The organism is Pseudomonas mercuritolerans, from assembly GCF_025706525.1.
Classification (GTDB): Bacteria; Pseudomonadota; Gammaproteobacteria; order Pseudomonadales; family Pseudomonadaceae; genus Aquipseudomonas; species Aquipseudomonas mercuritolerans.
The window spans coordinates 972,782-996,681 of the sequence record NZ_JAMSHA010000001.1 but is presented as its reverse complement, the minus strand read 5'-3'; the positions used below and the strand labels follow the sequence as shown (position 1 = coordinate 996,681).

Genomic DNA, 23,900 nt, shown 5'->3' with positions numbered 1-23,900 from the left:
TTTTGGGGGTATATCCGTTTTTGCGGTGCTGCGGCTGGCGGTTTCGCCCTTACGGCGAGTCACCTTTTCCAGACGCCGAAAAGGTAACCGAAAAGGCTTGCTCCTGCGTTCGGCCCTCGCAGGCTCGGGTTCCTTCGCTACGGGACTGATCCGGGCGCAGCGGCTACGGTTTGCTTCGCTGCACCTCCTTCCGCTGTGTCTGGCTGCGCCAGACGGTCGCTGCGCTCCCACCCCCGGATCAATCCCTCCACTCAGCCTTCCGACGTCGCCCGTGGATCAAAGGCAAGATCAAAAGCACTCGAGCTTGCGCTCATTGTTGAGTGGGGCGGCTTTGCCGCGGGCAGCTGCGCTGCTTTGCTTTTGTGGGAGCGAGCCTGCTCGCGAAGGCGGCCTGACAGCCGACCTTTTCTTGAGTGGTATGCGATCCACCTGTAGGAGCTGCCGAAGGCTGCGATCTTTTGATCTGGCTTTTGCTCTTGCTTCGGCTCTGGCTCTTGATCTGGCTGTGGCTTTTGATCTGGCCTTTGATTTGGCTTTTTGATTTTGCCCCGGCGACAGGCTTCGTTACGGGACTGATTCGGAGACCAAACCGCCAGCGGCAGCACCCGCGATAAGGGATATGTCCCCAATCAAAATCCCTAGCCCGTCCCCACCACGTCGACTCTGAGCTGGCGCGTTTCCTGCAAGTGCCCCGCAAATCGCCATAAAACGAGCGCTCGTGGTCTTTCCAGCGGCGCCCGGTCCGGCAGAAGGTTTAGCCAGAAGGCCTGCAACGCTCAAGAAAGCTGTGCGCAGCCCGGTGACGTACGAGAGGGGAGACGATGAAGGCAGTTATTTTGGCGGGTGGCCTCGGCACGCGCATCAGTGAAGAGTCGCACCTCAAGCCCAAGCCGATGATCGAGATCGGCGGCAAGCCAATTCTCTGGCACATCATGAAGCAGTATTCCGCTCACGGGATCCACGACTTCGTCATCTGCCTGGGCTACAAGGGCTACGCGATCAAGGACTTCTTCGCCAACTACTTTCTGCACACCTCCGATGTCACTTTCGACATGCGCAACAACCGCATGGACGTCCATCAAAACTACAGCGAGCCGTGGAGTGTGACCCTCATCGACACCGGCGAGGAAACCATGACCGGTGGCCGCCTGTTGCGGGCCGCGCGTTATCTCAAGGATGAAGAAGCGTTCTGCTTCACCTACGGCGACGGTGTTTCCGACATCAACATTGCCCAGCTTGTCGATTACCACAAAGCCCACGGCCGCCTGGCGACCGTCACTGCCGTGCAGCCGCCAGGCCGTTACGGCGCGCTCGAACGCCAGGGCGATCAAGTGCTGGGCTTCACCGAAAAACCCCGTGGTGACGGTGGCTGGATCAATGGCGGTTTCTTCGTGCTTTCGCCAAAAGTACTGCCCTACATCAGCGATGACAGCACCACCTGGGAAGCCGAGCCTTTGGCCCGTCTGGCGCAGGACGAACAACTCAAGGCCTTCGAACACGAAGGTTTCTGGCATCCAATGGACACCCTGCGCGACAAGAACCATCTCGAAGCGCTGTGGCAGAGCGGGGAGGCCCCATGGAAGCAATGGGCTTGAATGCGGATTTCTGGCGTGGCAAACGCGTCCTGGTCACTGGGCACACCGGTTTCAAGGGCAGTTGGCTGACCCTGTGGCTGCAAAGCCTCGGCGCGCAAGTCAGCGGTTTTTCCCTGGACCCATCGACCGAGCCGAGTCTGTTCGAACTGGCGCGCGTGCACGAAGGCATCAATGATCAACGCGGCGATTTGCGCGATCTCGGCGCCTTGCTCGAAATCATTGCCGAGACCGAACCGGAGATCGTCCTGCATCTGGCGGCGCAGCCGTTGGTGCGCGAGGGCTATCGCGATCCGCTCGGCACCTATTCCAGCAACGTCATGGGCACGCTGAACCTGCTCGAAGCGATTCGTCAGATCGGCGGCGTGCGTGCCTGCGTGCTGGTCACCACCGACAAGGTCTACGCCAACAAGGAATGGCTGTGGCCGTACCGCGAAGACGAAGCGCTCGGTGGCCACGATCCTTACAGCAGCAGCAAGGCCTGCTGCGAATTGCTCGCGCAGTCCTATGCCGCGTCGTTTTTCCCGGCGGACAAACATGCCGAACATGGTTTGGCCCTGGCGACCGCACGCGCTGGCAATGTACTGGGCGGTGGTGATTTTGCGCCGGAGCGACTGATTCCCGACGTATTGAAAGCATGGACCGCCGACGAGCCAGTGACCCTGCGCTATCCGCAAGCCGTGCGCCCGTGGCAGCACGCGCTGGAACCGCTGGCCGGTTATCTGCAACTGGCTGCCGCGCTTTACGAACACGGCCCGGAATACGCCGGTGCGTGGAACTTCGGCCCCGGTGAGGCGGACATGTGCAGCGTCGGCGAAGTGGTCGAACTGCTCGCCAGCCGTTGGCCGCAGGCCCGTGGGCTGCGTATCGAACCGAGTGAATTGCACGAAGCCGGTCTGCTGCGTCTGGACAGCAGTCGTGCGCGACAGGTGCTCGGCTGGCAGCCGCGCTGGTCGTTGCAAGCGTGCCTTGCGCAGACCCTGGATTGGCACTTGGCGTGGCAGAACGGCGATGACATGCGCGCCGTGACTCTGGGCCAATTGAATCTGTACCGAGGCGCGCTGTGAGCGAGTTTTCCCTGCAAGCGTTGCCATTGGCCGGCCTGTTCAGCGTTCAGCACAAACGTTTCGAAGACCAGCGCGGGCACTTCGCCCGGTTGTTCTGCGAGGGCAGCCTGAGTGCGTTCGGCAGCGCGTTTCACATTCGCCAGATCAACCATTCCTGTACCCGCGAGAAGGGCAGTGTGCGTGGCCTGCATTATCAGAATGCCAACGCCCCGGAAGCCAAGCTGATCACGTGCCTGCGTGGCGAAGTCTGGGATGTTGCGGTGGATTTGCGTCCCGAGTCGGAGACGTATCTGCACTGGCACGCCGAGCACTTGAAGGCGGGTGATGGCCGCAGCCTGCTGATTCCGGCCGGTTTCGCTCATGGCTTTCAGACGCTCACTGACGACGCCGAGTTGCTCTATCTGCACAGCGCCGATTACGCGCCGGAGCACGAGGGCGGCTTGTCGGTGAACGATCCACGGCTGGCGATTGCCTGGCCGTTGCCTGTCAATAATTTGTCAGCGCGTGACTCCAGCCATCCCGCGCTTGATCAACACTTTGCTGGAGTGCGTCTATGAATTGCCGTGGGTGCGCCGCACCGCTGAGCCTGCCGCTGATCGACCTCGGCACTTCGCCTCCGTCCAACGCCTACGTGCATGCCGATCGCCTGGAGCAGGCCGAGCAATGGGTGCCGCTCAAAGTCGCGGTGTGCCAGCAATGCTGGCTGGTTCAGACCGAGGACTACACCAGTGCCGACAGCCTGTTCGATGCCGAATACGCCTACTTCAGTTCGTTCTCCAGTACTTGGCTGAATCACGCCGAGCGCTATGTCGCCGAGATGAGCGAGCGTTTCGGTCTGAACGCCGACAGCCGTGTGGTCGAGGTCGCCGCCAATGACGGGTACCTGCTGCAATACGTCGCCGCGCGCGGCATCCCGTGTCTGGGCGTCGAGCCGACCCGCAGCACCGCACAGGCTGCACGGGAAAAAGGCCTGGAGATTCGTGAGCTGTTCTTCGGCCGCGACACCGCCACGCAATTGCGCAGCGAAGGCTGGAGCGCCGACCTGATGGCAGCCAACAACGTGCTGGCCCATGTGCCCGACATCAACGATTTCCTCGCCGGCTTCGCGACGTTGCTCAAGCCGACCGGCGTCGCCACCTTCGAGTTTCCGCAACTGCTGACGCTGATGGCCGGCGCGCAGTTCGACACGCTGTATCACGAACATTATTCCTACCTGTCGCTGACCGCCGTGCAGACCCTGTGCGAGCGCAATGGCCTGGAAGTGTTTGATGTCGGCCAGTTGAGCACCCACGGCGGCTCGTTGCGCGTATTCGTGCAGCGCAAGGACGGCCAGCGCCGCGCTGTCCTCCCGGCAGTTCAGCAACAATTGCAGGCCGAACTCGATGCCGGGGTGAAAACCGCCGAGTACTACGCGACCCTCGCGCCTGCTGCCGAACGCATCAAACATGACCTGCTGCGCTTCCTGTTGCAGGCCAGGGCCGACGGCAAACGTGTGGTCGGTTATGGCGCCGCGGCGAAGGGCAATACCTTGCTCAATTACGCCGGAGTCAAAGCGGATCTGCTGGCCTGGGTGGCCGATGCCAATCCGCACAAGCAGGGCAAGTTCTTGCCGGGCAGCCGCATTCCGATCGTGGCGCCGGCGCAGATCGAAATCGACAGGCCGGACTACGTGCTGGTGTTGCCGTGGAACCTGTTGCCCGAAGTCAGTCAGCAATTGGCGCAGGTGCGTCAGTGGGACGGGCGCTTCGTCATCGCCGTGCCTGAGTTGAAAGTGCTGTGAAGGTTCTGGTCACTGGCGCCACAGGCTTTGTCGGTCGGCATCTGGTTGCCGCATTGCTGGCGCGTGGCTGCGAGATTCGCGCCGTGGCGCGCAACGCAGGAACCGCGCAGGGCATGCCGTGGATCAATGACGTCGAGTTCATCGCAGCAGATATTCACGCGGCCGACCTGAACGTCGTCGCGCTGACCGAAGGCATCGACGCACTCGCGCACCTGGCCTGGCCGGGGCTGCCGAACTATCGGGCGCTGTTTCATTTCGAGCACAACCTGATGGCCGATTACCGCTTTATCAAAAGCGCGGTCGAGGCGGGCGTGCAGCAGGTTCTGGTGACCGGCACCTGCTTTGAATACGGCATGCAAAGCGGCCCGCTCAGCGAAGCAACCGGGCCACGGCCGAGTAATCCCTACGGTCTGGCCAAGCACACGCTGCACCTGTTTCTGCAGAGCCTGCAGCAGGAGCAGCCGTTCACCCTGCAGTGGGCGCGCTTGTTCTACCTGCACGGCGAAGGGCAGAACCCCAACAGCCTGTTGGCCGCGCTGGATCGGGCAATCGATAGCGGCGAGGCATCGTTCAACATGTCGGCCGGTGAGCAGTTGCGCGATTTCCTCGCGATTGAAACCGCCGCGAGTCATCTCGCCGCGATCCTCCATCAGCGCGACTTCGATGGCGTGGTCAACTGTGCCAGCGGCCAGCCGGTGTCGGTGCGTGCGCTGGTCGAACAGCGCTTGCGTGAGCGTGGCGCAACACTGGCTCTGAACCTCGGCCACTACCCGTATCCGACGCACGAACCGCTGGCGTTCTGGGCCGTCACCGAGCGCTTGCAACAGTTATTGGGAGAGTCGCCATGAGGCACGAGTTGTACCGGGCCACCGGCCTGCCGGTGTTGCAGAACCGCACTTTCGCCGATGCCGAATCGGCGCGGGCCTCGGCCAGCGCCGACATGCTGCTGGTGCAGGACGAACGCAGCGGTCTGGTTTTCAACGCCGCGTTCGACGCCGACAAGCTCAGCTATGACGCCGACTATCAGAACGAGCAGGCGCACTCCGGCCAGTTCCAGCAACACCTGAGCGATGTCGAAGGCATCATCGCCAAGCACTTCAAGGGCCAGGAACTGATCGAAGTCGGCTGCGGCAAGGGCTATTTTCTTGAGTTGCTCAAAGGCCTTGGCTATTCGATCACCGGCATCGACCCGGCTTACGAAGGCGAAAACCCTGACGTGATCAAGGCGCCGTTTACGCGCGGTCTCGGCTTGTCGGCCGATGCCATCGTGTTGCGTCATGTGCTGGAGCACATTGAGGACCCGGTGAGCTTTCTGGCCGTGATCGCCGAAGCCAATCAGGGCGGGCAGATCTACATCGAAGTCCCGTGCCTGGACTGGATCCTTGAGCACAAGGCGTGGTTCGACCTGTTCTACGAACACGTCAACTATTTCCGCCTCGATGACTTGCGCCGGATGTTCGGCACGGTGCATGAGGCCGGGCATCTGTTCGGTGGCCAGTATCTGTACATCGTCGCCGATCTGTCGACGTTGCGCCTGACCCCGGAGCAACCGGTGGCGCGCCTGGCCCTGCCGGAAGATTTCAGCGCCAGCCTCGACCGCGCTGTGCAGATCATCCGCTCGGCGCCTGCACAGGGTTCGGCGATCTGGGGCGCCTCGTCAAAAGGCGTGATCTATTCGCTGTTCCTGCAACGCGCCGGCGTCGCGGTCGATCGCGTGATCGATATCAACCCGGCCAAGCAGGGGCGTTATCTGCCCCTGAGCGGTGCGCGAGTGTCATCGCCGCAAGAGGCGATGGATGCGCTGCCCGAAGGCGCGCACCTGTTTGTGATGAATTCCAATTACCTCGAAGAGATCAAGCGGATGACCGGTGGACGCTACGTCTATCACGCCGTCGACAGCGCTTCGTTCCAGTGACCCTTGAGATGACCGACATGACCGACAACAGCATCAACCAGGCTTTCGAAGCCGAGTGCCGCGAGCAGATCGCCCAACAGGGTGACGACCAGAAACTGACCGGCCTGGCCCGGGATTTCTTCAACGAATCGGCCAAGCACAAATACAGCTACCACTTCTCGTGGATGGGCCGCCCGATCATCCAGCTGCCGCAAGACATGATGGCGATGCAGGAGATCATCTGGCAGGTCAAGCCGGACCTGGTCATCGAGTGCGGTATTGCCCACGGCGGTTCGATCATCTACTACGCCTCGCTGCTGGAGTTGCAAGGCCACGGTGAAGTGCTGGGCATCGACCTCGACATTCGTCCGCACAACCGCGAAGCCATCGAAAGCCACCCGATGGCCAAGCGCATCAAGATGATCGAAGGTTCGAGCATCGACCCGGCCATTGCCGCTCAGGTGCAGGCCGCCGCCAAAGGCATGAAAGTCATTCTGGTTCTCGACTCCAACCACACCCACGACCACGTGCTCGAAGAGCTGCGCCTCTACGCGCCGCTGGTGTCGGTCGACAGCTACTGCGTGGTCATGGACACCGTGGTTGAAGACATGCCGGCCGACTTCTTCCCGGATCGTCCATGGGGCCCGGGCGACAACCCGAAAACCGCCGTGTGGAAGTACCTGGAAGAGAACCGGGACTTCGAAATCGACCAGCAATTGCAGAACAAATTGCTGATCACCGTGGCGCCGGACGGCTACCTGCGTCGCGTCCGTTAATTCGCAACATTTACCCAGCGTTGTTTCGGCGAGTCGCCGGTTGTGGAGAGAAGTTATGCAAGGCAAGTACAGTTCTGAACGATCACTCAGCGAGCTGTTGACCGTGGTGCTGATTACGCATAATCGGCCGGCGTTCCTGCGCCGGGCGGTCAAGTACTACAGCAGCTTGCCCTGCAGGATCATGGTGCTGGATTCCACGCCGGAACGGCCGGAAGACGATTTTTCCGCCGTCGACTATCACCACGTACCGCAGTTCGCTTACTGGGGCATGCAGGCGAAGCTGGCCTATGGCGTGGAGCAGTTGACCACGCCGTACATGGTGCTGGCAGCCGATGACGATTTCATTCTGCATGACTCGCTCGCCGAGTCCGTGGACTTCCTGCAGGCCAACCCCGATTACGGCATGTGCCACGGGTATTGCCTGATGTACCTGACGCTGGCCGGTGGGGTGAACTACTACCGTCGTGACAAGAAGGTCCAGGAGGACTATGCGTCCGACCGTGCGCAGGAACGCGTCATCGATTACATGAGCCAGTACATCCCGCCGTTCTACGCGGTGACCCGTACCGACCTGATGAAAACCTGGCACTCCTCTCTGCCGCCGGGGACGAATTTCCAATGGCAGGAAATCGGTCACGTCTACTTCCTGCTGGCCAATGCCAAGGCGCGGATCCTGCCGACGCCGTATGTCGTGCGCGAGATCAACTATGGCACGTCCGAGCACAGCACCGACGTCTATCATTCGCTGACCTACGTCGATGCGAAATCGGTGGCCGAGCGCGAGGCGTTCGCCGATTTGCTCGTGTCGTTGCCTTCCGCTATCGAGGGGCTCGATGCCAGGCAAACCAAGGCCTTCGTCCTCGAAAGCTTCCAGGCGATGGCCGACTGTCTGAAGTCCAATCGTTCGCTGACCGCCGAACTGATTTTCGAGTCCACCTGGAACCAGGAACTGAAGCTGCCGGATCGTCGTTTCGGGCCTCTGCAATACGTCGAAATGCCGTTCTACAACCAGGCGTTCTTCGATCGTCTGGAACAGTTCGAATTCATGCTGCACGCCATGCCCGCAGGCCGTGTGCAACTGGAAGGGCTGGAAGGAATCTGGACGCGTCAGGCGCACCTGTTGCAGGCGCGCAACAACGATACGCCGGAGAGTGTGGTTGACCGGCTGTGGCAAGCACATGACCTGAACGCGTTCAACCAGGTGGTTGCCAAGCGTCTGGCTGCGCAGCTGCAAGTGCTTGGTGACGAGGCGGCGGCGCAAGCCATGCATGAATGGATCGCCCGCCTCGAGGCGCTGACGGTCGATGATCATCAGGCCAGCTTCGACAAAATGAAATCCGGCCGTCTTCTGCAATGGCTGGCTGCGCGCGCGCCCGCCATCGAGCAGCTCGAGTCGATCAGCCAGCACTTGGCGGCTGATGGCGGTGGCCCGCAATTCGGCATCTTCCTGCTTGATCTGGACAACGACATCGACAAGCTGCAAGTGTCGCTCGACAGCTTGCTCGAGGGACACTGCAAAGCCTTCAGGATTGTTGTGTTCACCACCGGTGAAGCACCAGCGGCGACCACTGCGCAGAACACCCTGCACTTTGTCCGCGTCACGCCCGGCAACGTCGTCGACAAACTTAACCAGAGCGCCCAGCAGTCGCCAAGCGACTGGCTGATGCTGGCTGAGGCGGGAGATCTGTTCACCGCCAGTGGCCTGTTGCGCGCCAGCCTTGAGCTGATCGGCGCCCAAGGTGTGCGTGCGGTGGCCACCGATGAAATCCAGCGCAAGGAAAACGGCGCACTGGTCGACGTATTCCGCCCCGGTTTCAACCTGGATCTGCTGCAAAGCGTGCCGTCGCTGATGGCGCGGCACTGGCTGATCCGTCGTGAAGTCCTGCTCGAGGCCGGTGGCTATCAGGCCGACTTCAGCAAGGCGCTGGAATTCGATCTGTTGCTGCGCATCATCGAACAGGGCGGCCTCGACGGCCTCGCGCATCTCGACGAGCCGCTGCTGATCACCGAGCAGGCGCCTCTGGAAGAAAACGCCCATGAGCGTCTGGCGCTGCTGCGTCACTTGGGCAATCGCGGTTACAAGGCCAAAGTCACATCGACAACGCCGGGCACCTGGCAGATCGATTATCGCCACACGGAACAGCCACTGGTGTCGATCATTGTGCCGGTCATCGATGATCTGCCGGTGCTGCGTCGCTGCCTCGAAGGCGTGTTGCTGCGTACTCGCTACAGCCGCTACGAAGTGCTGCTGGCAGCCAACGCCAACCAGTCGGCAGAGGTCAACGACTGGCTGGGCACGCTGCGCCATGCCAAGGTCAACGTGTTGCGTGCCGACCAGCCGCTGAGCGAAGTTGCCTTGTTCAACGCCGCCAGCGAGCAGGCGCAGGGTGAATACCTGGTGCTGCTGGCGGCGGACAGCGAAGTGGTCAATCCGAACTGGATCGATTCGCTGCTCAACCATGCCCAGCGTCCGGAAGTCGGTATCGTCGGCGCCAAACTGGTCGATCGTGACGGCAAGGTTGCCCAGGCCGGTCTGATTCTCGGCCTCAACGACGGTGTGGGTTCGCCCTTCATCGGCGAAAAACACAAGGCTGAGGGCTACATGCAGCGTCTGGCTGTCGAGCAGAATTACTCGGCTGTTTCCAAGGTGTGCCTGATGGTTGGCAAAGAGCTGTTCAACGCCCTTGGCGGCCTCGACGAAGCGACCTTCGCCGACGGCTATGCCGATGTCGACCTGTGCCTGAAGGCCGGTCAGGCCGGTTACCTCACCGTGTGGACGCCACTGGTGCAGGTGCTGCATACCGGCGAGCTGCCGAAGGCGCCAGCGGCACTGGCGGCACTGCGCGAAAAATGGCCCGACGCGTTCGCCCAGGATCCGGCGTACAACGCCAACCTGGCCCTGAGCGGCAAAGGTTTCACTTTGGGCGAAAACGCCTCGATCAATTGGGCGCAGTTGCTCGCCTGAGCAGGCCGGACAGGAATCACAACATGTTCAACGGAAAATCGATTTTCATCTCCGGCGGCACCGGCTCGTTCGGCCGTAACTTCATCCGCCGGCTGCTCGAGCAGTACCAGCCCAAGCGCGTGGTGGTGTTCTCCCGCGACGAGCTGAAGCAGTACGAAATGCAGCAGACGTTCAACGCGCCGTGCATGCGTTATTTCATTGGTGACGTGCGCGACGCCGATCGTCTGCGTCAGGCCATGCGCGGCATCGATTACGTGGTGCACGCTGCTGCGTTGAAGCAGGTGCCGGCGGCGGAATACAACCCGACCGAATGCATCCGCACCAACGTCAACGGCGCGGAAAACATCATCGCTGCGGCGATCGATAACGGCGTAAAGAAAGTCGTCGCGCTGTCCACCGACAAGGCGGCCAGCCCGATCAATCTGTACGGCGCGACCAAGTTGCTTTCGGACAAATTGTTCGTCGCCGCCAACAACATTGCCGGTGAACAGCAGACCCGATTCGCCGTGGTGCGCTATGGCAACGTGGCGGGATCGCGCGGTTCCGTGGTGCCGTTTTTCAGCAAGCTGATCGCTGACGGCGCGCAAGAATTGCCGATCACCGACGAGCGCATGACCCGCTTCTGGATCACCCTCGATCACGGCGTGCAGTTCGTCCTCGACAGCTTCGCGCGGATGCACGGCGGCGAAGTGTTCGTGCCGAAAATTCCGTCGATCCGCATCGTCGATCTGGCGCGTGGCATGGCCGAGCATCTGCCGCACAAGAACGTCGGCATCCGTCCTGGCGAGAAGCTGCACGAGCTGATGGTGCCGCTGGACGATGCGCGAATGACGCTGGAGTTCGAGGATCACTACACGATTCAGCCGTCGATTCGTTTTACCAGCGTCGACGTCGATTTTGCCGTCGATAAACTTGGCGAGCGCGGCCATGCGGTGGGCGAGGATTTCGAGTATCGCTCGGACACCAATCCGCATTTCCTTTCGGTCGGGCAGATCGCCGATCTGCACGCGAAGCTGTCGGTATGATCCCTTACGGTCGGCAAAGCCTTGATCAGGCGGACATCGATGCGGTGGTCGAAGTCCTGCAATCGGACTGGCTGACCCAGGGGCCGACCATCGAACGCTTCGAGCAGGCGATGGCCGAGCGCTGTCAGGCCGATTTCGGCGTGGCGGTGTGCAATGCCACGGCGGCGCTGCACATTGCCTGTCTGGCTGCTGACCTGGGGCCGGGCGATCGCTTGTGGACCTCGCCGAATACCTTTCTGGCTTCGGCCAACTGCGGGCGCTATTGCGGCGCCGAGGTCGATTTCGTCGACATCGATCCACTGACCTGGAACCTCGACGCCTTTGCCCTTGAAGCGAAGCTCGAACAGGCCGAGCGCGACGGCACGCTGCCCAAAGTCCTCGTCGCCGTCGCGTTCTCCGGGCAGAGCTGCGATATGCGCAAGATTGCCGACCTGGCGGTGCGCTACAACTTCACCGTGATTGAAGACGCCTCCCACGCAGTGGGCGCGAGCTACGCCGGCCGCCCGGTCGGTTGTGGCGAATTTGCGGCGATGACGGTGTTCAGTTTTCACCCGGTGAAAATCATCACCAGCGCCGAGGGCGGCATGGTCCTGACCAATCGCCCGGCGCTGGCCGAACGCCTGCGACGCCTGCGCAGCCATGGCATGACCCGCGATCCAGAGCACATGACCGAACCCAGCCACGGGCCGTGGTATTACCAGCAGATCGAGCTGGGGTTCAATTACCGGATCACCGATCTGCAAGCGGCGCTGGGCCTGTCGCAACTGGGCAAACTGGATGAGTTTGTCGCACGTCGCCGGGAACTGGCCGCGCGTTACGATCAACTCCTCGCTTACCTGCCACTGACCTTGCCAAGTGCGCAGCCAGAAGCCGAATCAGCGTGGCATTTGTACGTCGTGCGCGTGCAGGCCGAGCGCTGCAATCTCAGCCATCGCCAGGTGTTCGAAGGTCTGCGCGCCGCTGGTATCGGCGTGAATCTGCACTATATTCCGGTGCATCTGCAGCCGTACTATCGCGAGCTGGGTTTCGCCGAGGGCGATTTCCCCGAGGCCGAGCGCTATTACGCCGAGGCGATCAGCTTGCCGCTGTTCCCTTTGCTCAGCGAGGCACAACAGGATCAGGTGGTCGAGCAACTGCGGCTGCTGCTGCTTGAGGAGTAAGGCACCGTGAGCTGCGTCGCGATCATCCCCGCCCGTGGTGGCAGCAAGCGCATCCCGCGCAAGAACCTCAAGCCGTTCGATGGCGTGCCGATGATCGTGCGTTCGATTCGCACGGCGCTGGAGTCAGGGCTGTTCGACGCCGTGGTGGTCAGCACCGACGATGATGAAATTGCCGACGTCGCGCGGGCAAATGGCGCCGAGGTGCCGTTCATGCGACCGGTCGATCTTGCCGATGATTTCACCGGCACCGCTGCGGTGATCGTGCATGCCTTGCAGCAATTGCCGACGTTCGATTACGCCTGTTGTGTATACGCGACTGCACCGTTGTTACAGGCGCGTTATCTGCGTCAGGGTCTGGATTTGCTCAAGCAGCATCCGCACAAGTCTTTTGCCTTTTCGGTGTGCGGCTTCGGCTTCCCGGTGCAGCGCGCACTGACCCTCGACGAGGAGGGCGCGTTGACGTCTTTGTACCCCGAATTTCGTACGACCCGTTCGCAGGATCTGCCCGAAGCGTTTCAGGACGCCGGGCAGTTTTACTGGGGCCGCAGCGAAGCCTGGTTGCGTGGCGAGACGCTGTTCTCGCCAGCCAGCCTGCCGGTGATCCTGCCGCGTCATCTGGTCCAGGACATCGACACGCCCGAGGACTGGCAACGCGCCGAATACCTGTACGCCGCGCTCAAGGCCGGCGGAGAACTGCAATGAGAGTGCTGATTCGCGCCGACGCCTCGCCGACCATCGGCAGCGGCCATATCGCCCGCTGCCTGACACTGGCGCGAGTGTTGCGCAGGCAGGGCAGTCATGTTGCGTTTGCCTGTCGGCGTTTGCCGGGGCATCGACTCGAAGCCTTGAATGCCGAAGGCTTCGAGACCTTAGCGCTGCCCGAGCGCTATCGCGATGAAGACCCGCTGCAGGCCATCGAATCGATGTTGCCGTGGCAGTTCGATATTGATGCACTGGGCCTGCTGCTGGACGGGCAGGCACCGTTCGACTGGATCATCGTCGACCATTATGGCCTTGATCATCACTGGCAAACCGCTGCCCGGCGCTGGGCGCACCGAATCGCCGCCGTGGATGATCTGGCCACGCGGCGCTACAGCGTCGATCTGTTGCTCAATCAGAACCTCTCTGGCTTGAGTGAAAACTACGCGCCGCTGCTGCCGCCAGGCTGTCGCACCTTGCTCGGCCCGCGCTACGCCATGCTGCGTGAAGAATTCAACTGCGAGGCCATCGAGATCAGACCGAAGGCGCGCCGGGTGCTGGTGAATTTCGGCGGGTTCGACGCGGCGATGCAGACGCATCGCGCGATGCTCGCCCTCGCTGATTTCACTCAATTGCAGGTGGATTTCGTCGCTGGCGCCGACAACCCGGCATGGACGCAGATGCAGGCGTTGGCCGAGATGCGGCCGAACTGGCGCCTGCACAGTTTCGTCAGCGATTTTCATCAGCGCATGACTGAAGCGGATCTGTTTATCGGCGCCGGCGGTGGCACCAGTTGGGAACGCGCGGCGCTGGGTTTGCCGACGATCTGCATCGCCGTGGCGAACAATCAGCAGGCCAACGGCGAAGTCATGGCCGCCGCCGGCGCGCATGTATTCATGGGCGCCCGCGAGCAGGTCAGCGTCGAGCAGCTGCGCGATGCGGTTGGCTTTGTCGTGGACAATTATTTTCTGCGCCAGAGCCTCGCCGAGCGTTCGCGGCAACTGGTCGACGGCCGTGGTGCCGAGCGCGTGGCGGCGGCGCTGGCCGGTGCGGTGCTCAAGCTGCGCCCGGCGACGCTGGACGATGCGCAGTTGCTTTTCGATGGGCGCAATGCCGAAGCAGTGCGGCGCTGGTCGCTGGAAACCGGCGTGATCGATTGGGCGCAGCATCTGAACTGGCTGACAGCGACCCTGCGCAATCCGCAACGGCTGCTGTTGATCGCCGCGGCGGATGACGGCCCGGTCGGGGTGCTGCGCTACGACTTGCGCGGGTTCGAAGCCGAAGTGTCGATCTATCTGCTGGAGGGGCGTTTCGGCCTCGGTTGGGGCAGGGCAGTGCTCAGCCGTGGCGAGGCGTTTGTTGCTGCGCACTGGCCGCAATTAACACGCATCACTGCGCGGGTCATGCCCGCCAACCAGTCCTCATTGAAAGTCTTTCGCGACGCCGGGTTCACTCAAGAGACCTGCGCGTTCAGCCGTGTTCTGAAGGATCACCCGCATGTCTAGTTTCAAGATTGGTCACCACAGCATCGGTGCCGATGCGCCGCCGTTCATCATTGCCGAGATGAGCGGCAACCATAACCAGTCCCTCGACGTCGCTCTGCAAATCGTCGAGGCGGCGGCCATGGCCGGGGCGCATGCCTTGAAGCTGCAAACCTACACCGCCGAGACCATGACCCTGGATTTGGCCGAGGGTGAATTCTTCATCAAGGATCCGGGCAGTCTGTGGGCCGGCACGTCGCTCTACGATCTCTACGAAAAAGCCCACACACCGTGGGAATGGCACGCGCCGATTTTTGCTCGGGCCAAGGAACTGGGGATGCTCGCCTTCTCGACGCCGTTCGATGACAGCGCGGTGGATTTTCTCGAAAGCCTCGAGGTGCCGGCGTACAAGATCGCCAGTTTCGAAAACACCGATCTGCCGCTGATCCGTCGAGTGGCAGCGACCGGTAAACCGCTGATCATCTCCACCGGCATGGCCAGCATCGCCGAACTGGATGAAACCGTGCGTGCCGCACGCGAGGCCGGGTGCAAGGATCTGGTCTTGCTCAAGTGCACCAGCACTTATCCAGCGACGCCACTCAACAGCAACGTGCGCACGATTCCGCATCTGCGCGAGCTGTTTGGTTGCGAGGTCGGTCTGTCGGATCATTCAATGGGCGTTGGCGTGTCGGTGGCGGCGGTGGCGCTGGGCGCGACGGTGGTGGAAAAGCATTTCACCCTCGACCGTTCGGCCGGTGGCGTCGACGCGAGTTTTTCCCTGGAACCGGCGGAGCTGGCCAGTCTGGTGGTCGAGACCGAGCGTGCCTGGCAGGCGCTGGGGCGTGTTCAGTACGGGCCGACCGAGGCCGAGCGCAAGTCGCTGGTTTATCGTCGCTCGCTGTATGTCACCGCTGACATGGCCGCCGGTGAAGCCTTTACCGGGGACAATCTGCGCGCCATCCGTCCCGGCCTCGGTCTGCCGCCCAAGCACACCGATGCCGTCCTCGGACGCCGCGCGCGCACCGCAATCAAGCGTGGCACGCCGTTGGATTGGTCGCTGGTCGAATAGGCCAATCTGCCATCGATTCGGCAAAATAGCGTGACCTGCGAGTCATAACGCGCATCTTCACTGTATTGTATTGACCGGGGAGATGGCGCCTGGCCCGTTTTGCGGTTCCAGTGATAGCCCTTTGCGCTTCCCGTGGCTGCCCGTTGTGGCGGCCGTTTTCTGTTTGTCGGCGCCCCTCGAATCCTTGCGAGCGGTGGTTTTGGGCTGTTTTTTATTGGGAAGCCGTAATGATTGGCATAAAAAGCATTGCGAGCTACGTTCCTGTAGCCGGCGTGGACAATTACGCACAAGGTGCAAAATTCGAAAAGGATGAAGAGTTCATCCTTGGCAAGATCGGCTCGGCGTTCCTGCCGCGCAAAGACGCTGAGCAGGAAACCTCCGATCTGTGCGTGGAAGCGGCCAATGCGCTGTTTGCCAGCAACCCGGAACTGAAGCGTGAATCGATCGATGCACTGATTGTCGTCACCCAGAACGGTGACGAGGAAGGCTTGCCGCACACTGCGGCAATCGTCCAGGACAAACTCGGCCTGCCGACCAATGTCGCAGCGTTCGACATTTCTCTGGGCTGCTCCGGTTACGTCTACGGCATCTACGCGATCAAGGGCTTCATGGAAGCCGCCGGCCTGAAGAATGGCCTGCTGATCACTGCTGACCCGTATTCGAAAATCGTTGACCCGGAAGACCGTAACACCACCATGCTGTTCGGCGATGCCGCCACCGCTACGTGGATGGGCGAAAACCCGACCTGGGCGCTGGGCAAGGCCAAGTTCGGCACCGACGGATCCGGCGCACCGCACTTGAAAGTCAGCAACGGCGTGTTCTTCATGAACGGTCGTCAGGTGTTCAACTTCGCTCTGCTGAAAGTCCCGGCGCACTTGCACGAGTTGCTCGACGATTCCAACCTCAAGGCCGATGACATCGACGCATTCTGCATTCACCAGGGCAGCGCGGCGATCGTCGACGCCGTGGCGCGACGCTTCGAAGGCGAGCCGGAGAAATTCATCAAGGACATGGTCGAGACCGGCAATACCGTGTCGTCGAGCATTCCGCTGCTGCTGGAAAAACACGTGCTCGATTCCGACTGGCAGCGCGTTGCGCTGAGCGGTTTCGGCGTCGGCCTGTCATGGGGCTCGGCGATCATCTATCGTCCGTAAGCCCGAGCAAAAAGCACTGATACAAAAATAGCGTTCAAGGTTAACCTTGAACGCTATTTTTTTGCCCGAGAAGGAGCGCGAGGCGCCATGAGCGAGTTTTTCCAAGCCAATGCCGAGGTGTTGCAACGGCGCTGGCCGGCGCTGTTCGAGCGATTGATGGCCGAAGACAGCGCGTCCGTACAGGCCGAACTCGTGCAAGGGCTGGGCTCGACGCTGAGCGTTGAGGGCATTCAGTTGACCAGCCGCCATGACCGTCTGCACGAGGCGCAGATCCAGGCGGCGAGCCTGCCGGAAAAACCGCATCTGCACGTCTATGGCACTGGCCTGGGCGACTTGCCCGTTGTGCTGCTTAAGCGCGCGGGGCTGGAGCGTCTGTACGTGCACATTCTCAACGGCGCGCTGTTCGCGCTGGTGCTGCAACTGCTCGATCAGCGCCAGTGGCTGGAGGATCCTCGGGTCGAACTGTTTTACGCCGGTGATCACCCGGACTTTTTCACGCCGTTTTTTGCCCTGCCGGCCGAGATGCTATTGGCCGACGACTTCAATGCGAAGATTCGCGACCGGCTGATCAATGAAGTACACCTGACGTTCAACAATCGCGATTTCGATCCGCAGTCACCGGAAATCCGGCAGCGCTTGCAGCAATGCCTGCCGGTGTTGCTTGGCGATGCCGATGTGGCGCAATTATTCGGCAGTTGCGCTGGGCGGGAAGTCTATGTGATCGCCACCGGGCCGACGCTTGAACAGCATTTCGAGCGTCTGGCGGCGATCCGTCAGCGTACCGAGCGGCCGTTGTTCATCTGCGTTGATACAGCCTATCGGCCGTTGCGTGAACACGGCATCGTGCCTGACGTGGTGGTAAGTATTGATCAGCGCATCGGCTTTCGGCATCTGCCCTTCGAGACGTCTGACGGCATTACGCTGGTGTACCTGCCGATGAGCGACCCGCAGGTATTGAAGGCATGGAAGGGCAAGCGCTATGGCGGCTACTCGGCCAGCCCGATCTACAGCGACCTGCGAGAACAGTATCCACGCGGTGAGCTGCACGTCGGCGGCAGCGTGATTCATCCGGCGGTGGATCTCGCAGTGAAAATGGGCGCCGGGCAAATCACCCTGTTTGGTGCTGATTTCGCCTTCCCGATGAACAAGACCCACGCGGGTTGGGGCGACGGCGATCTGGGCCCGCCGCTGGCCCAGGCGCGGCACTGGGTGCGCGATGGTCACGGTCAGCGCGTCAGCACGCAGCTGAATTTTCGCGGCTATCTGTGTGTGCTCGAGCGTTATATCGCCGCGCATCCGCAGGTCGAATTTCTCAACAGCAGTCGCGCCGGTGCGCTGATCGCCGGTACCGCATTCAATCCGGAGTTCGTGCAATGAGTGCGCTGAGTCAGAGTCAGGATCAGTGTCGCCGATGCGCGGCGTTGTTTCGCCTGGGGCGTGACGTCGAGGCGGCGCTGACCATGGTCGATGTGTTCGAACAGGCCCAGCAATGTCTGGCGTCTGCCTCAGTGGATATCCAGCAGGCGTGGGCACAGGTGCTCACGCAAATGCTCGATTGTCAGGAGCGCCAGGACTGGTTGGGCCTGGCTGACTATATGGAATACGAACTGGTTGAATTGCTGGAAAGTGTCCGGCGCTGAACCGCTGCGCAGCACTGGCCCGCGGCTTCGCGTTACAGGCGGTTTTATGGCGTCATTTTTTCGCGCTGGATGTGCTGCTAAGTCTTTGTTTTCTCGGGGGTGGCGTGGTGATGGCAAAATTTTTTCAAAAAGCCCTCAAGCAACCTGCAAACCCGACGATAACTATTACGAAGGTTCTCTAGGCCATACCCGGCGGTTGCCAGGGCCGGAAGCCGCAGTACCCAACCAACGAGGAATTCGTCATGGCTTTAACAGTAAACACCAACACCACATCGTTGAACGTTCAGAAAAACCTGAACCGCGCTTCCGACGCTCTGTCCACTTCGATGCAGCGCCTGTCTTCCGGCCTGAAAATCAACAGCGCCAAAGACGACGCCGCTGGCCTGCAGATCTCCAACCGTATGTCTTCGCAGATCCGCGGTAACACCCAGGCCATCCAGAACGCCAACGACGGTATCTCCGTTGCCCAGACCGCTGAAGGCGCTCTGCAAGCTACTACCGACATCCTGCAGCGTATGCGTGAACTGGCTGTTAAAGCCCGTAACGGCACCAACGGTACTGCTGACCAGACCGCTACCAACTCTGAATTCGCTCAGATGTCGGACGAGATCACCCGTATCTCCGCTTCGACCAACCTGAACGGCAAGAACCTGCTGGACGGTTCGGCTGGTACTGTGACCCTGCAAGTTGGCGCAAACACCGGTTCGGCCAACCACATCGACCTGGTACTGAGCTCCAAGTTCGACGCCGTCAGCCTGTCGGTTGGTAGCGGCACTCTGTCCCTGACTGGCGCTACCGTTACTGGTGCTGCTCAGAACATCGACAGCGCGATCACTGCAATCGACGCGGCAATCGCTGCAATCGGTGCAACTCGTGCCAGCCTCGGTGCTTCGCAGAACCGTCTGACCAGCACCATCTCCAACCTGCAGAACATCACTGAAAACACCACCGCTGCCCAGGGTCGTGTACAGGACACCGACTTCGCCGCAGAAACTGCTAACCTGACCAAGCAGCAAACTCTGCAGCAAGCTTCCACTTCGGTTCTGGCCCAGGCCAACCAACTGCCTTCCGCTGTACTGAAACTGCTTCAGTAATTCGGAACAAGTTTGAGCGGGGGAGTGCGCTGGTCGTGCTCTCTCGCTTTTTTACGTTAAGAGGTGATGGGCATGGACATGAGCGTAAAGCTTAACGTGTCTTATCCGGCTCCCAAACCAGTGCCACCGGTTGCTGACAAACCGTCAGAGCTGCCTAAAGTCCAAAAGACTGAAGCACCGGTCGCTGTCAAGGATCAGGATTCGGACAGCGCCAAGTTGAAACTGGCGGTGCAAGAGATCGAAAAGTTCGTCCAGTCGATCAAGCGTAATCTGGAGTTCTCGATTGACGAGCATTCCGGCAAAGTCATCGTCAAGGTGATCGCAAGCGAGACAGGTGAAGTGGTTCGACAGATTCCCTCCGCCGAAGCCCTCAAGCTGGCTGACAGCCTCGCCAACGCAAGTCATGTGTTGTTCGACGCCAAAGTCTGATAAATGGCATGAATAGTGTTTGTTCGTTCTCAGGACGCGGGTAACGGTCAAAAGAATGGCAACAATCTGAAGGGAGATGCACATGGCAAGTCCAATTCTACCGGGTTCCGGACTGGGTTCCGGCCTGGACATCGGCGCGATCGTGACCGCGCTGGTCAACGCCGACAAGTCTGCCAAGCAGACACAGATCGATACGCAGACCAAAACCAACTCGCTGAAGATCTCCGGCGTTGGTTCGCTGAAGAGCGCCCTGGCTGCCTTTCAAAAATCGATGGCTGACCTGAACAAGGCATCGAGCCCGGCTTTCGCCGGTTACACCGCTACTTCCAACTCTCCGACGATTCTCGGTGCAACCTCCGACAGCACTGCTGTTCCGGGCACTTACAACGTGGTCGTGAAGAACCTGGCCACCGGCTCGAAAGTAGCCAGTGCCGCCTTTGCCGGCGGTGCCGCCAGTGCCATTCCGAGTGGTACTCTGAAAATCAGTCAGAATGGCATTGATTACAATGTCGCGATTCCGGCCAATGCCACTTTGCAAAGTACCCGTGACGCGATCAACACCGCGCAGGCCAGCAACGGTATTTCCGCCAACATCGTGACCGACAGTTCCGGTGCGTCGCGCCTGGTGCTGAGCTCCAGCAAGACTGGCGCGGGCATGGACCTGAGCGTCAGCGGCATCGCCGGCCTCGAAATCGACGGCTCGCAGAAAATGGGTGACAACCCGGCGGCCGGCGCATCCGGTACGGTTGGCGAACTGGCCAGCGACGCGACGATTACCATCGATGGGCTGCCTGTTACCAGCAAGACCAACACGGTAACCGGCGCTATCAGCGGTATGACGCTGAACCTGACCGCCGTCAGCCCGGGCGCTCCCGGGGCGCAAACCGCGGCGGTTGTGACTGTGGCGACCAACACCGCAGGCATCCAGACGTCGCTGCAGACGTTCGTCGACTCCTACAACACGTTGAAGAAAACCATCGACGCGCTGTCCAAGGCGACCCCGGACGCGGATGGCAACCTCACCGTTTCCGCTGCGTTCACCGGTGACTCGCTGCCACGCTCGTTGATGGCCGATATCCGTGAACAGCTGACCGAGACCGGTGCAGGCGGCCAGTTGGCGGTGCTGTCGCAGTTGGGTGTCATGACCGACAGCAAGACCGGTTTGCTGGCGCTTGATGCTTCGGTCTTCAACAAGCGTATGGAAACCCCCGGCATGGCCGGTCAGGTTCAGCAGATGTTCACCGGTACCGATTCCAAGAACGGTCTGTTGGCGCGCATGAGCGCTTCGGTGGACCCTTATGTGAAAACCGGCGGGTTGCTCGACCAGCGCAGCTCGAACCTGACCAATCTGGCTTCGAGCCTGCAAAAGCAGCAGACGGCACTGGACTTGCGCGTTGCCAACCTGACGTCGACATTGACGGCCAAGTACAACGCCATGGACTTGCTGGTAGGGCAGATGAAGGCCACGGCGAGCAGCATCACGTCGTTCTTCAGCTCGCTTAACGCTCAGCAGTCCGCGAAGTAACAGTCAGTAACGACAAAAACCCGGCTACGCTTTATCGGCGTGCGCCGGGTTTTTGTCTTTTGATCTAAAGTTTTCGGACCGGTTGGCGATACACTGGTTATACGAGTCAACGTGGCAATGAGGTAGAACATGAACCCGATGTTAGCCCTTCGGCAGTACCAGAAAGTCGGCGCCCATGCGCAGACGTCCGAAGCGAGCCCGCACCGCCTGGTGCAAATGTTGATGGAAGGTGGTCTGGCCCGGATTGCGCAGGCCAAGGGCGCCATCGAGCGCAAGGACATTCCCGGCAAGTGCACGGCGATCAGCAAGGCCATCGGCATTGTCAGTGGCCTGCGTGAAGGTCTCGATCTTGAAAACAATGCAGAGGCACTGGCCGATCTGGATGGCCTGTATATCTACATGATGAAGCGCCTCGCCGAGGCCAACATCAGCAGTGATCCGCGTGTCCTCGATGAAGTGGCCGGCCTGCTGACAACGGTAAAAGAAGGCTGGGACGCCATCGCGCCTGTGCCGGCTCCGCAGTTCTGAAGGAGAGCACCATGAGTCTTGTATTGCAGCGAATTGCCGATACCCGCGAAGCGTTGGTCGGAGCATTGGCCGAACGAAACTGGGAAGCCATTGGTGAGTTGGATCTGGCTTGCCGTTCCTGCATGGAAGACGTCATGGCGGAAGCTTCGCTGGACGAAGTTGCGCTGCGCGACAACCTTGAGGAGCTGCTATTCGTCTACAAGGAGCTTCTTGAGGTGGCAATGGGCGAGCGGCAGGCGATAGCCAACGAGATGTCGCAGATCACCCAAGCGCAAAAGGCTGCAAAGGTTTACCATCTGTTTGGTTGATTAACCGTCAGTTGAACCAGAGATGTGCGCCATAAATTTGACTGTGCACGGTTTTTTGACTTAACTAGTGGCTATTATCAGGTTTAGGGCGTCTACAGGCACAAGGTGTCCTGCAAGCGTCTCGCTTGCCCCATTTTTCGGGCATTGAGTTGACTAGGGAAGTTGCTATTGCATGTGGCGTGAAACCAAAATTCTGCTGATCGATGACGATAGCGTCCGCCGCCGCGACCTGGCGGTGATTCTGAATTTTCTTGGCGAAGAAAATTTACCCTGCGGCAGCCATGACTGGCAGCAGGCTGTCGGCTCTTTGTCGTCTAGTCGTGAGGTCATTTGCGTACTGATCGGGACGGTTAATGCTCCTGGCGCGCTTTTGGGCTTGCTAAAGACACTCGCAACCTGGGATGAGTTCCTTCCGGTTTTGTTAATGGGCGATAATTCTTCCGTTGACCTGCCTGAAGACCAGCGTCGCCGGGTGCTGTCGACCCTGGAAATGCCGCCCAGCTACAGCAAATTGCTCGATTCGCTGCACCGCGCCCAGGTCTATCGCGAAATGTACGACCAGGCTCGCGAGCGCGGCCGTCATCGCGAACCCAATCTGTTCCGCAGCCTCGTCGGCACCAGCCGTGCGATTCAGCACGTGCGGCAGATGATGCAGCAGGTTGCCGACACCGACGCCAGCGTGCTGATCCTTGGCGAGTCCGGCACCGGCAAGGAAGTGGTCGCGCGCAACCTGCATTATCACTCCAAGCGCCGCGACGCGCCGTTCGTGCCGGTCAATTGCGGAGCTATTCCGGCCGAGTTGCTGGAAAGCGAACTGTTCGGCCACGAGAAGGGCGCCTTCACTGGCGCGATCACCAGCCGTGCAGGGCGCTTTGAGCTGGCCAACGGCGGCACGCTGTTCCTCGATGAAATCGGCGACATGCCGCTGCCGATGCAGGTCAAGCTGCTGCGCGTGTTGCAAGAGCGCACCTTCGAACGCGTGGGCAGCAACAAGACCCAGAGCGTCGACGTGCGCATCATTGCCGCAACGCACAAGAATCTCGAAAGCATGATCGAGATCGGCTCGTTCCGCGAAGACCTCTACTATCGCCTGAACGTGTTCCCGATCGAGATGGCGCCGCTGCGGGAGCGCGTCGAAGACATCCCGTTGTTGATGAACGAACTGATCTCGCGCATGGAGCACGAGAAGCGCGGTTCGATCCGTTTCAACTCGGCGGCGATCATGTCGCTGTGCCGTCACGGCTGGCCGGGCAACGTCCGCGAGCTCGCCAACCTGGTCGAGCGCATGGCGATCATGCACCCGTACGGGGTGATCGGCGTGGTCGAGTTGCCGAAGAAATTCCGCTATGTCGACGACGAAGACGAGCAGATGGTCGACAGCCTGCGCAGCGATCTGGAAGAGCGCGTGGCCATCAACGGCCATACGCCTGACTTCAGCGCCAGTGCACTGCTGCCGCCGGAAGGCCTCGACCTCAAGGACTACCTCGGTGGTCTGGAGCAGGGCCTGATTCAGCAAGCGCTGGACGATGCCAATGGCATTGTTGCTCGTGCCGCTGAGCGTCTGCGCATCCGTCGCACCACCCTGGTCGAGAAGATGCGCAAGTACGGCATGAGCCGGGCCGGAGGAGACGAACAGGCGGATGATTGACGCCTGTTTTTCAAGCGCTTCATTTATAAGCGGTTTTTTTTAGGCACGGGTATTGCTATAGCCCTC

Annotated in this window: 22 protein-coding genes; all 22 read left to right on the top strand. The window is 60.7% G+C overall.

Going from position 1 to position 23,900, the window contains the following annotated elements; all coding sequences use genetic code 11:
- Positions 1 to 821 precede the first annotated feature (821 nt).
- The 22 genes from rfbF (at position 822) to ND528_RS04555 (ending at position 23,834) form a co-directional block, all read left to right on the top strand.
- The gene (gene rfbF, locus ND528_RS04660) at positions 822 to 1,595 is read left to right on the top strand and encodes a glucose-1-phosphate cytidylyltransferase (protein ID WP_130910933.1); all 774 of its coding nucleotides are present in this window, start codon (positions 822 to 824) and stop codon (positions 1,593 to 1,595) included.
- Positions 1,577 to 2,659: a CDP-glucose 4,6-dehydratase gene (gene rfbG, locus ND528_RS04655; protein ID WP_263469784.1), complete on the top strand. Its 1,083-nt coding sequence runs from the start codon at positions 1,577 to 1,579 to the stop codon at positions 2,657 to 2,659. Before rfbF ends, rfbG begins: the two co-directional genes overlap by 19 nt.
- On the top strand, positions 2,656 to 3,216 hold the full coding sequence (locus ND528_RS04650) for a dTDP-4-dehydrorhamnose 3,5-epimerase family protein (protein WP_137216059.1): 561 nt from the start codon (positions 2,656 to 2,658) through the stop codon (positions 3,214 to 3,216). The genes rfbG and ND528_RS04650 overlap by 4 nt, the downstream gene beginning before the upstream one ends.
- Complete coding sequence (locus ND528_RS04645; protein WP_130910936.1) at positions 3,213 to 4,439, top strand: class I SAM-dependent methyltransferase; 1,227 nt, start codon at positions 3,213 to 3,215, stop codon at positions 4,437 to 4,439. The genes ND528_RS04650 and ND528_RS04645 overlap by 4 nt, the downstream gene beginning before the upstream one ends.
- Entirely contained in the window at positions 4,436 to 5,287 is an 852-nt protein-coding gene (locus tag ND528_RS04640; RefSeq protein ID WP_263469783.1) for an NAD-dependent epimerase/dehydratase family protein, read from the top strand. The genes ND528_RS04645 and ND528_RS04640 overlap by 4 nt, the downstream gene beginning before the upstream one ends.
- On the top strand, positions 5,284 to 6,354 hold the full coding sequence (locus ND528_RS04635) for a class I SAM-dependent methyltransferase (protein WP_137216056.1): 1,071 nt from the start codon (positions 5,284 to 5,286) through the stop codon (positions 6,352 to 6,354). The genes ND528_RS04640 and ND528_RS04635 overlap by 4 nt, the downstream gene beginning before the upstream one ends.
- Before the next feature lie 17 nt (positions 6,355 to 6,371).
- Entirely contained in the window at positions 6,372 to 7,109 is a 738-nt protein-coding gene (locus ND528_RS04630) for a cephalosporin hydroxylase family protein (RefSeq protein WP_263469810.1), read from the top strand.
- A 55-nt stretch (positions 7,110 to 7,164) separates the two neighbouring features.
- Entirely contained in the window at positions 7,165 to 10,074 is a 2,910-nt protein-coding gene (locus tag ND528_RS04625) for a glycosyltransferase family 2 protein (RefSeq protein ID WP_263469782.1), read from the top strand.
- A 23-nt stretch (positions 10,075 to 10,097) separates the two neighbouring features.
- Positions 10,098 to 11,099, top strand: a complete 1,002-nt coding sequence (gene pseB / locus ND528_RS04620; RefSeq protein WP_263469781.1) for a UDP-N-acetylglucosamine 4,6-dehydratase (inverting) — start codon at positions 10,098 to 10,100, stop codon at positions 11,097 to 11,099.
- The gene (gene pseC, locus ND528_RS04615) at positions 11,096 to 12,259 is read left to right on the top strand and encodes a UDP-4-amino-4,6-dideoxy-N-acetyl-beta-L-altrosamine transaminase (RefSeq protein WP_137216050.1); all 1,164 of its coding nucleotides are present in this window, start codon (positions 11,096 to 11,098) and stop codon (positions 12,257 to 12,259) included. The genes pseB and pseC overlap by 4 nt, the downstream gene beginning before the upstream one ends.
- Positions 12,260 to 12,265: 6 nt before the next feature.
- Positions 12,266 to 12,961, top strand: coding sequence for a pseudaminic acid cytidylyltransferase (gene pseF / locus ND528_RS04610; RefSeq protein ID WP_137216048.1), 696 nt, complete (start codon positions 12,266 to 12,268; stop codon positions 12,959 to 12,961).
- Positions 12,958 to 14,463, top strand: coding sequence for a UDP-2,4-diacetamido-2,4,6-trideoxy-beta-L-altropyranose hydrolase (gene pseG, locus ND528_RS04605; RefSeq protein WP_263469780.1), 1,506 nt, complete (start codon positions 12,958 to 12,960; stop codon positions 14,461 to 14,463). Before pseF ends, pseG begins: the two co-directional genes overlap by 4 nt.
- Positions 14,456 to 15,508, top strand: a complete 1,053-nt coding sequence (pseI, locus tag ND528_RS04600; RefSeq protein WP_263469779.1) for a pseudaminic acid synthase — start codon at positions 14,456 to 14,458, stop codon at positions 15,506 to 15,508. Before pseG ends, pseI begins: the two co-directional genes overlap by 8 nt.
- Before the next feature lie 227 nt (positions 15,509 to 15,735).
- The gene (locus tag ND528_RS04595; protein ID WP_016771093.1) at positions 15,736 to 16,662 is read left to right on the top strand and encodes a ketoacyl-ACP synthase III; all 927 of its coding nucleotides are present in this window, start codon (positions 15,736 to 15,738) and stop codon (positions 16,660 to 16,662) included.
- A gap of 87 nt (positions 16,663 to 16,749) precedes the next feature.
- Positions 16,750 to 18,039 carry a motility associated factor glycosyltransferase family protein gene (locus tag ND528_RS04590; RefSeq protein ID WP_212615581.1) on the top strand — a complete coding sequence of 430 codons (1,290 nt, stop codon included), beginning with the start codon at positions 16,750 to 16,752 and terminating at the stop codon, positions 18,037 to 18,039.
- On the top strand, positions 18,036 to 18,302 hold the full coding sequence (locus ND528_RS04585) for a hypothetical protein (RefSeq protein WP_263469778.1): 267 nt from the start codon (positions 18,036 to 18,038) through the stop codon (positions 18,300 to 18,302). Before ND528_RS04590 ends, ND528_RS04585 begins: the two co-directional genes overlap by 4 nt.
- 242 nt (positions 18,303 to 18,544) lie before the next feature.
- Positions 18,545 to 19,396: a flagellin domain-containing protein gene (locus ND528_RS04580; RefSeq protein ID WP_130910459.1), complete on the top strand. Its 852-nt coding sequence runs from the start codon at positions 18,545 to 18,547 to the stop codon at positions 19,394 to 19,396.
- A gap of 72 nt (positions 19,397 to 19,468) precedes the next feature.
- Entirely contained in the window at positions 19,469 to 19,825 is a 357-nt protein-coding gene (locus ND528_RS04575; RefSeq protein ID WP_130910458.1) for a flagellar protein FlaG, read from the top strand.
- A gap of 82 nt (positions 19,826 to 19,907) precedes the next feature.
- Positions 19,908 to 21,350 (top strand): flagellar filament capping protein FliD, encoded by a 1,443-nt coding sequence (fliD, locus tag ND528_RS04570; RefSeq protein WP_130910457.1) that lies wholly within the window; start codon positions 19,908 to 19,910, stop codon positions 21,348 to 21,350.
- 129 nt (positions 21,351 to 21,479) lie between these two features.
- On the top strand, positions 21,480 to 21,878 hold the full coding sequence (gene fliS, locus ND528_RS04565) for a flagellar export chaperone FliS (RefSeq protein WP_041479013.1): 399 nt from the start codon (positions 21,480 to 21,482) through the stop codon (positions 21,876 to 21,878).
- 11 nt (positions 21,879 to 21,889) lie between these two features.
- A complete protein-coding gene (locus ND528_RS04560; RefSeq protein ID WP_016771085.1) occupies positions 21,890 to 22,186 on the top strand; it encodes a hypothetical protein in 297 nt (98 codons plus the stop codon).
- A 172-nt stretch (positions 22,187 to 22,358) separates the two neighbouring features.
- Positions 22,359 to 23,834, top strand: coding sequence for a sigma-54 dependent transcriptional regulator (locus ND528_RS04555; protein ID WP_016771084.1), 1,476 nt, complete (start codon positions 22,359 to 22,361; stop codon positions 23,832 to 23,834).
- The last annotated feature ends 66 nt before the right edge of the window (positions 23,835 to 23,900 follow it).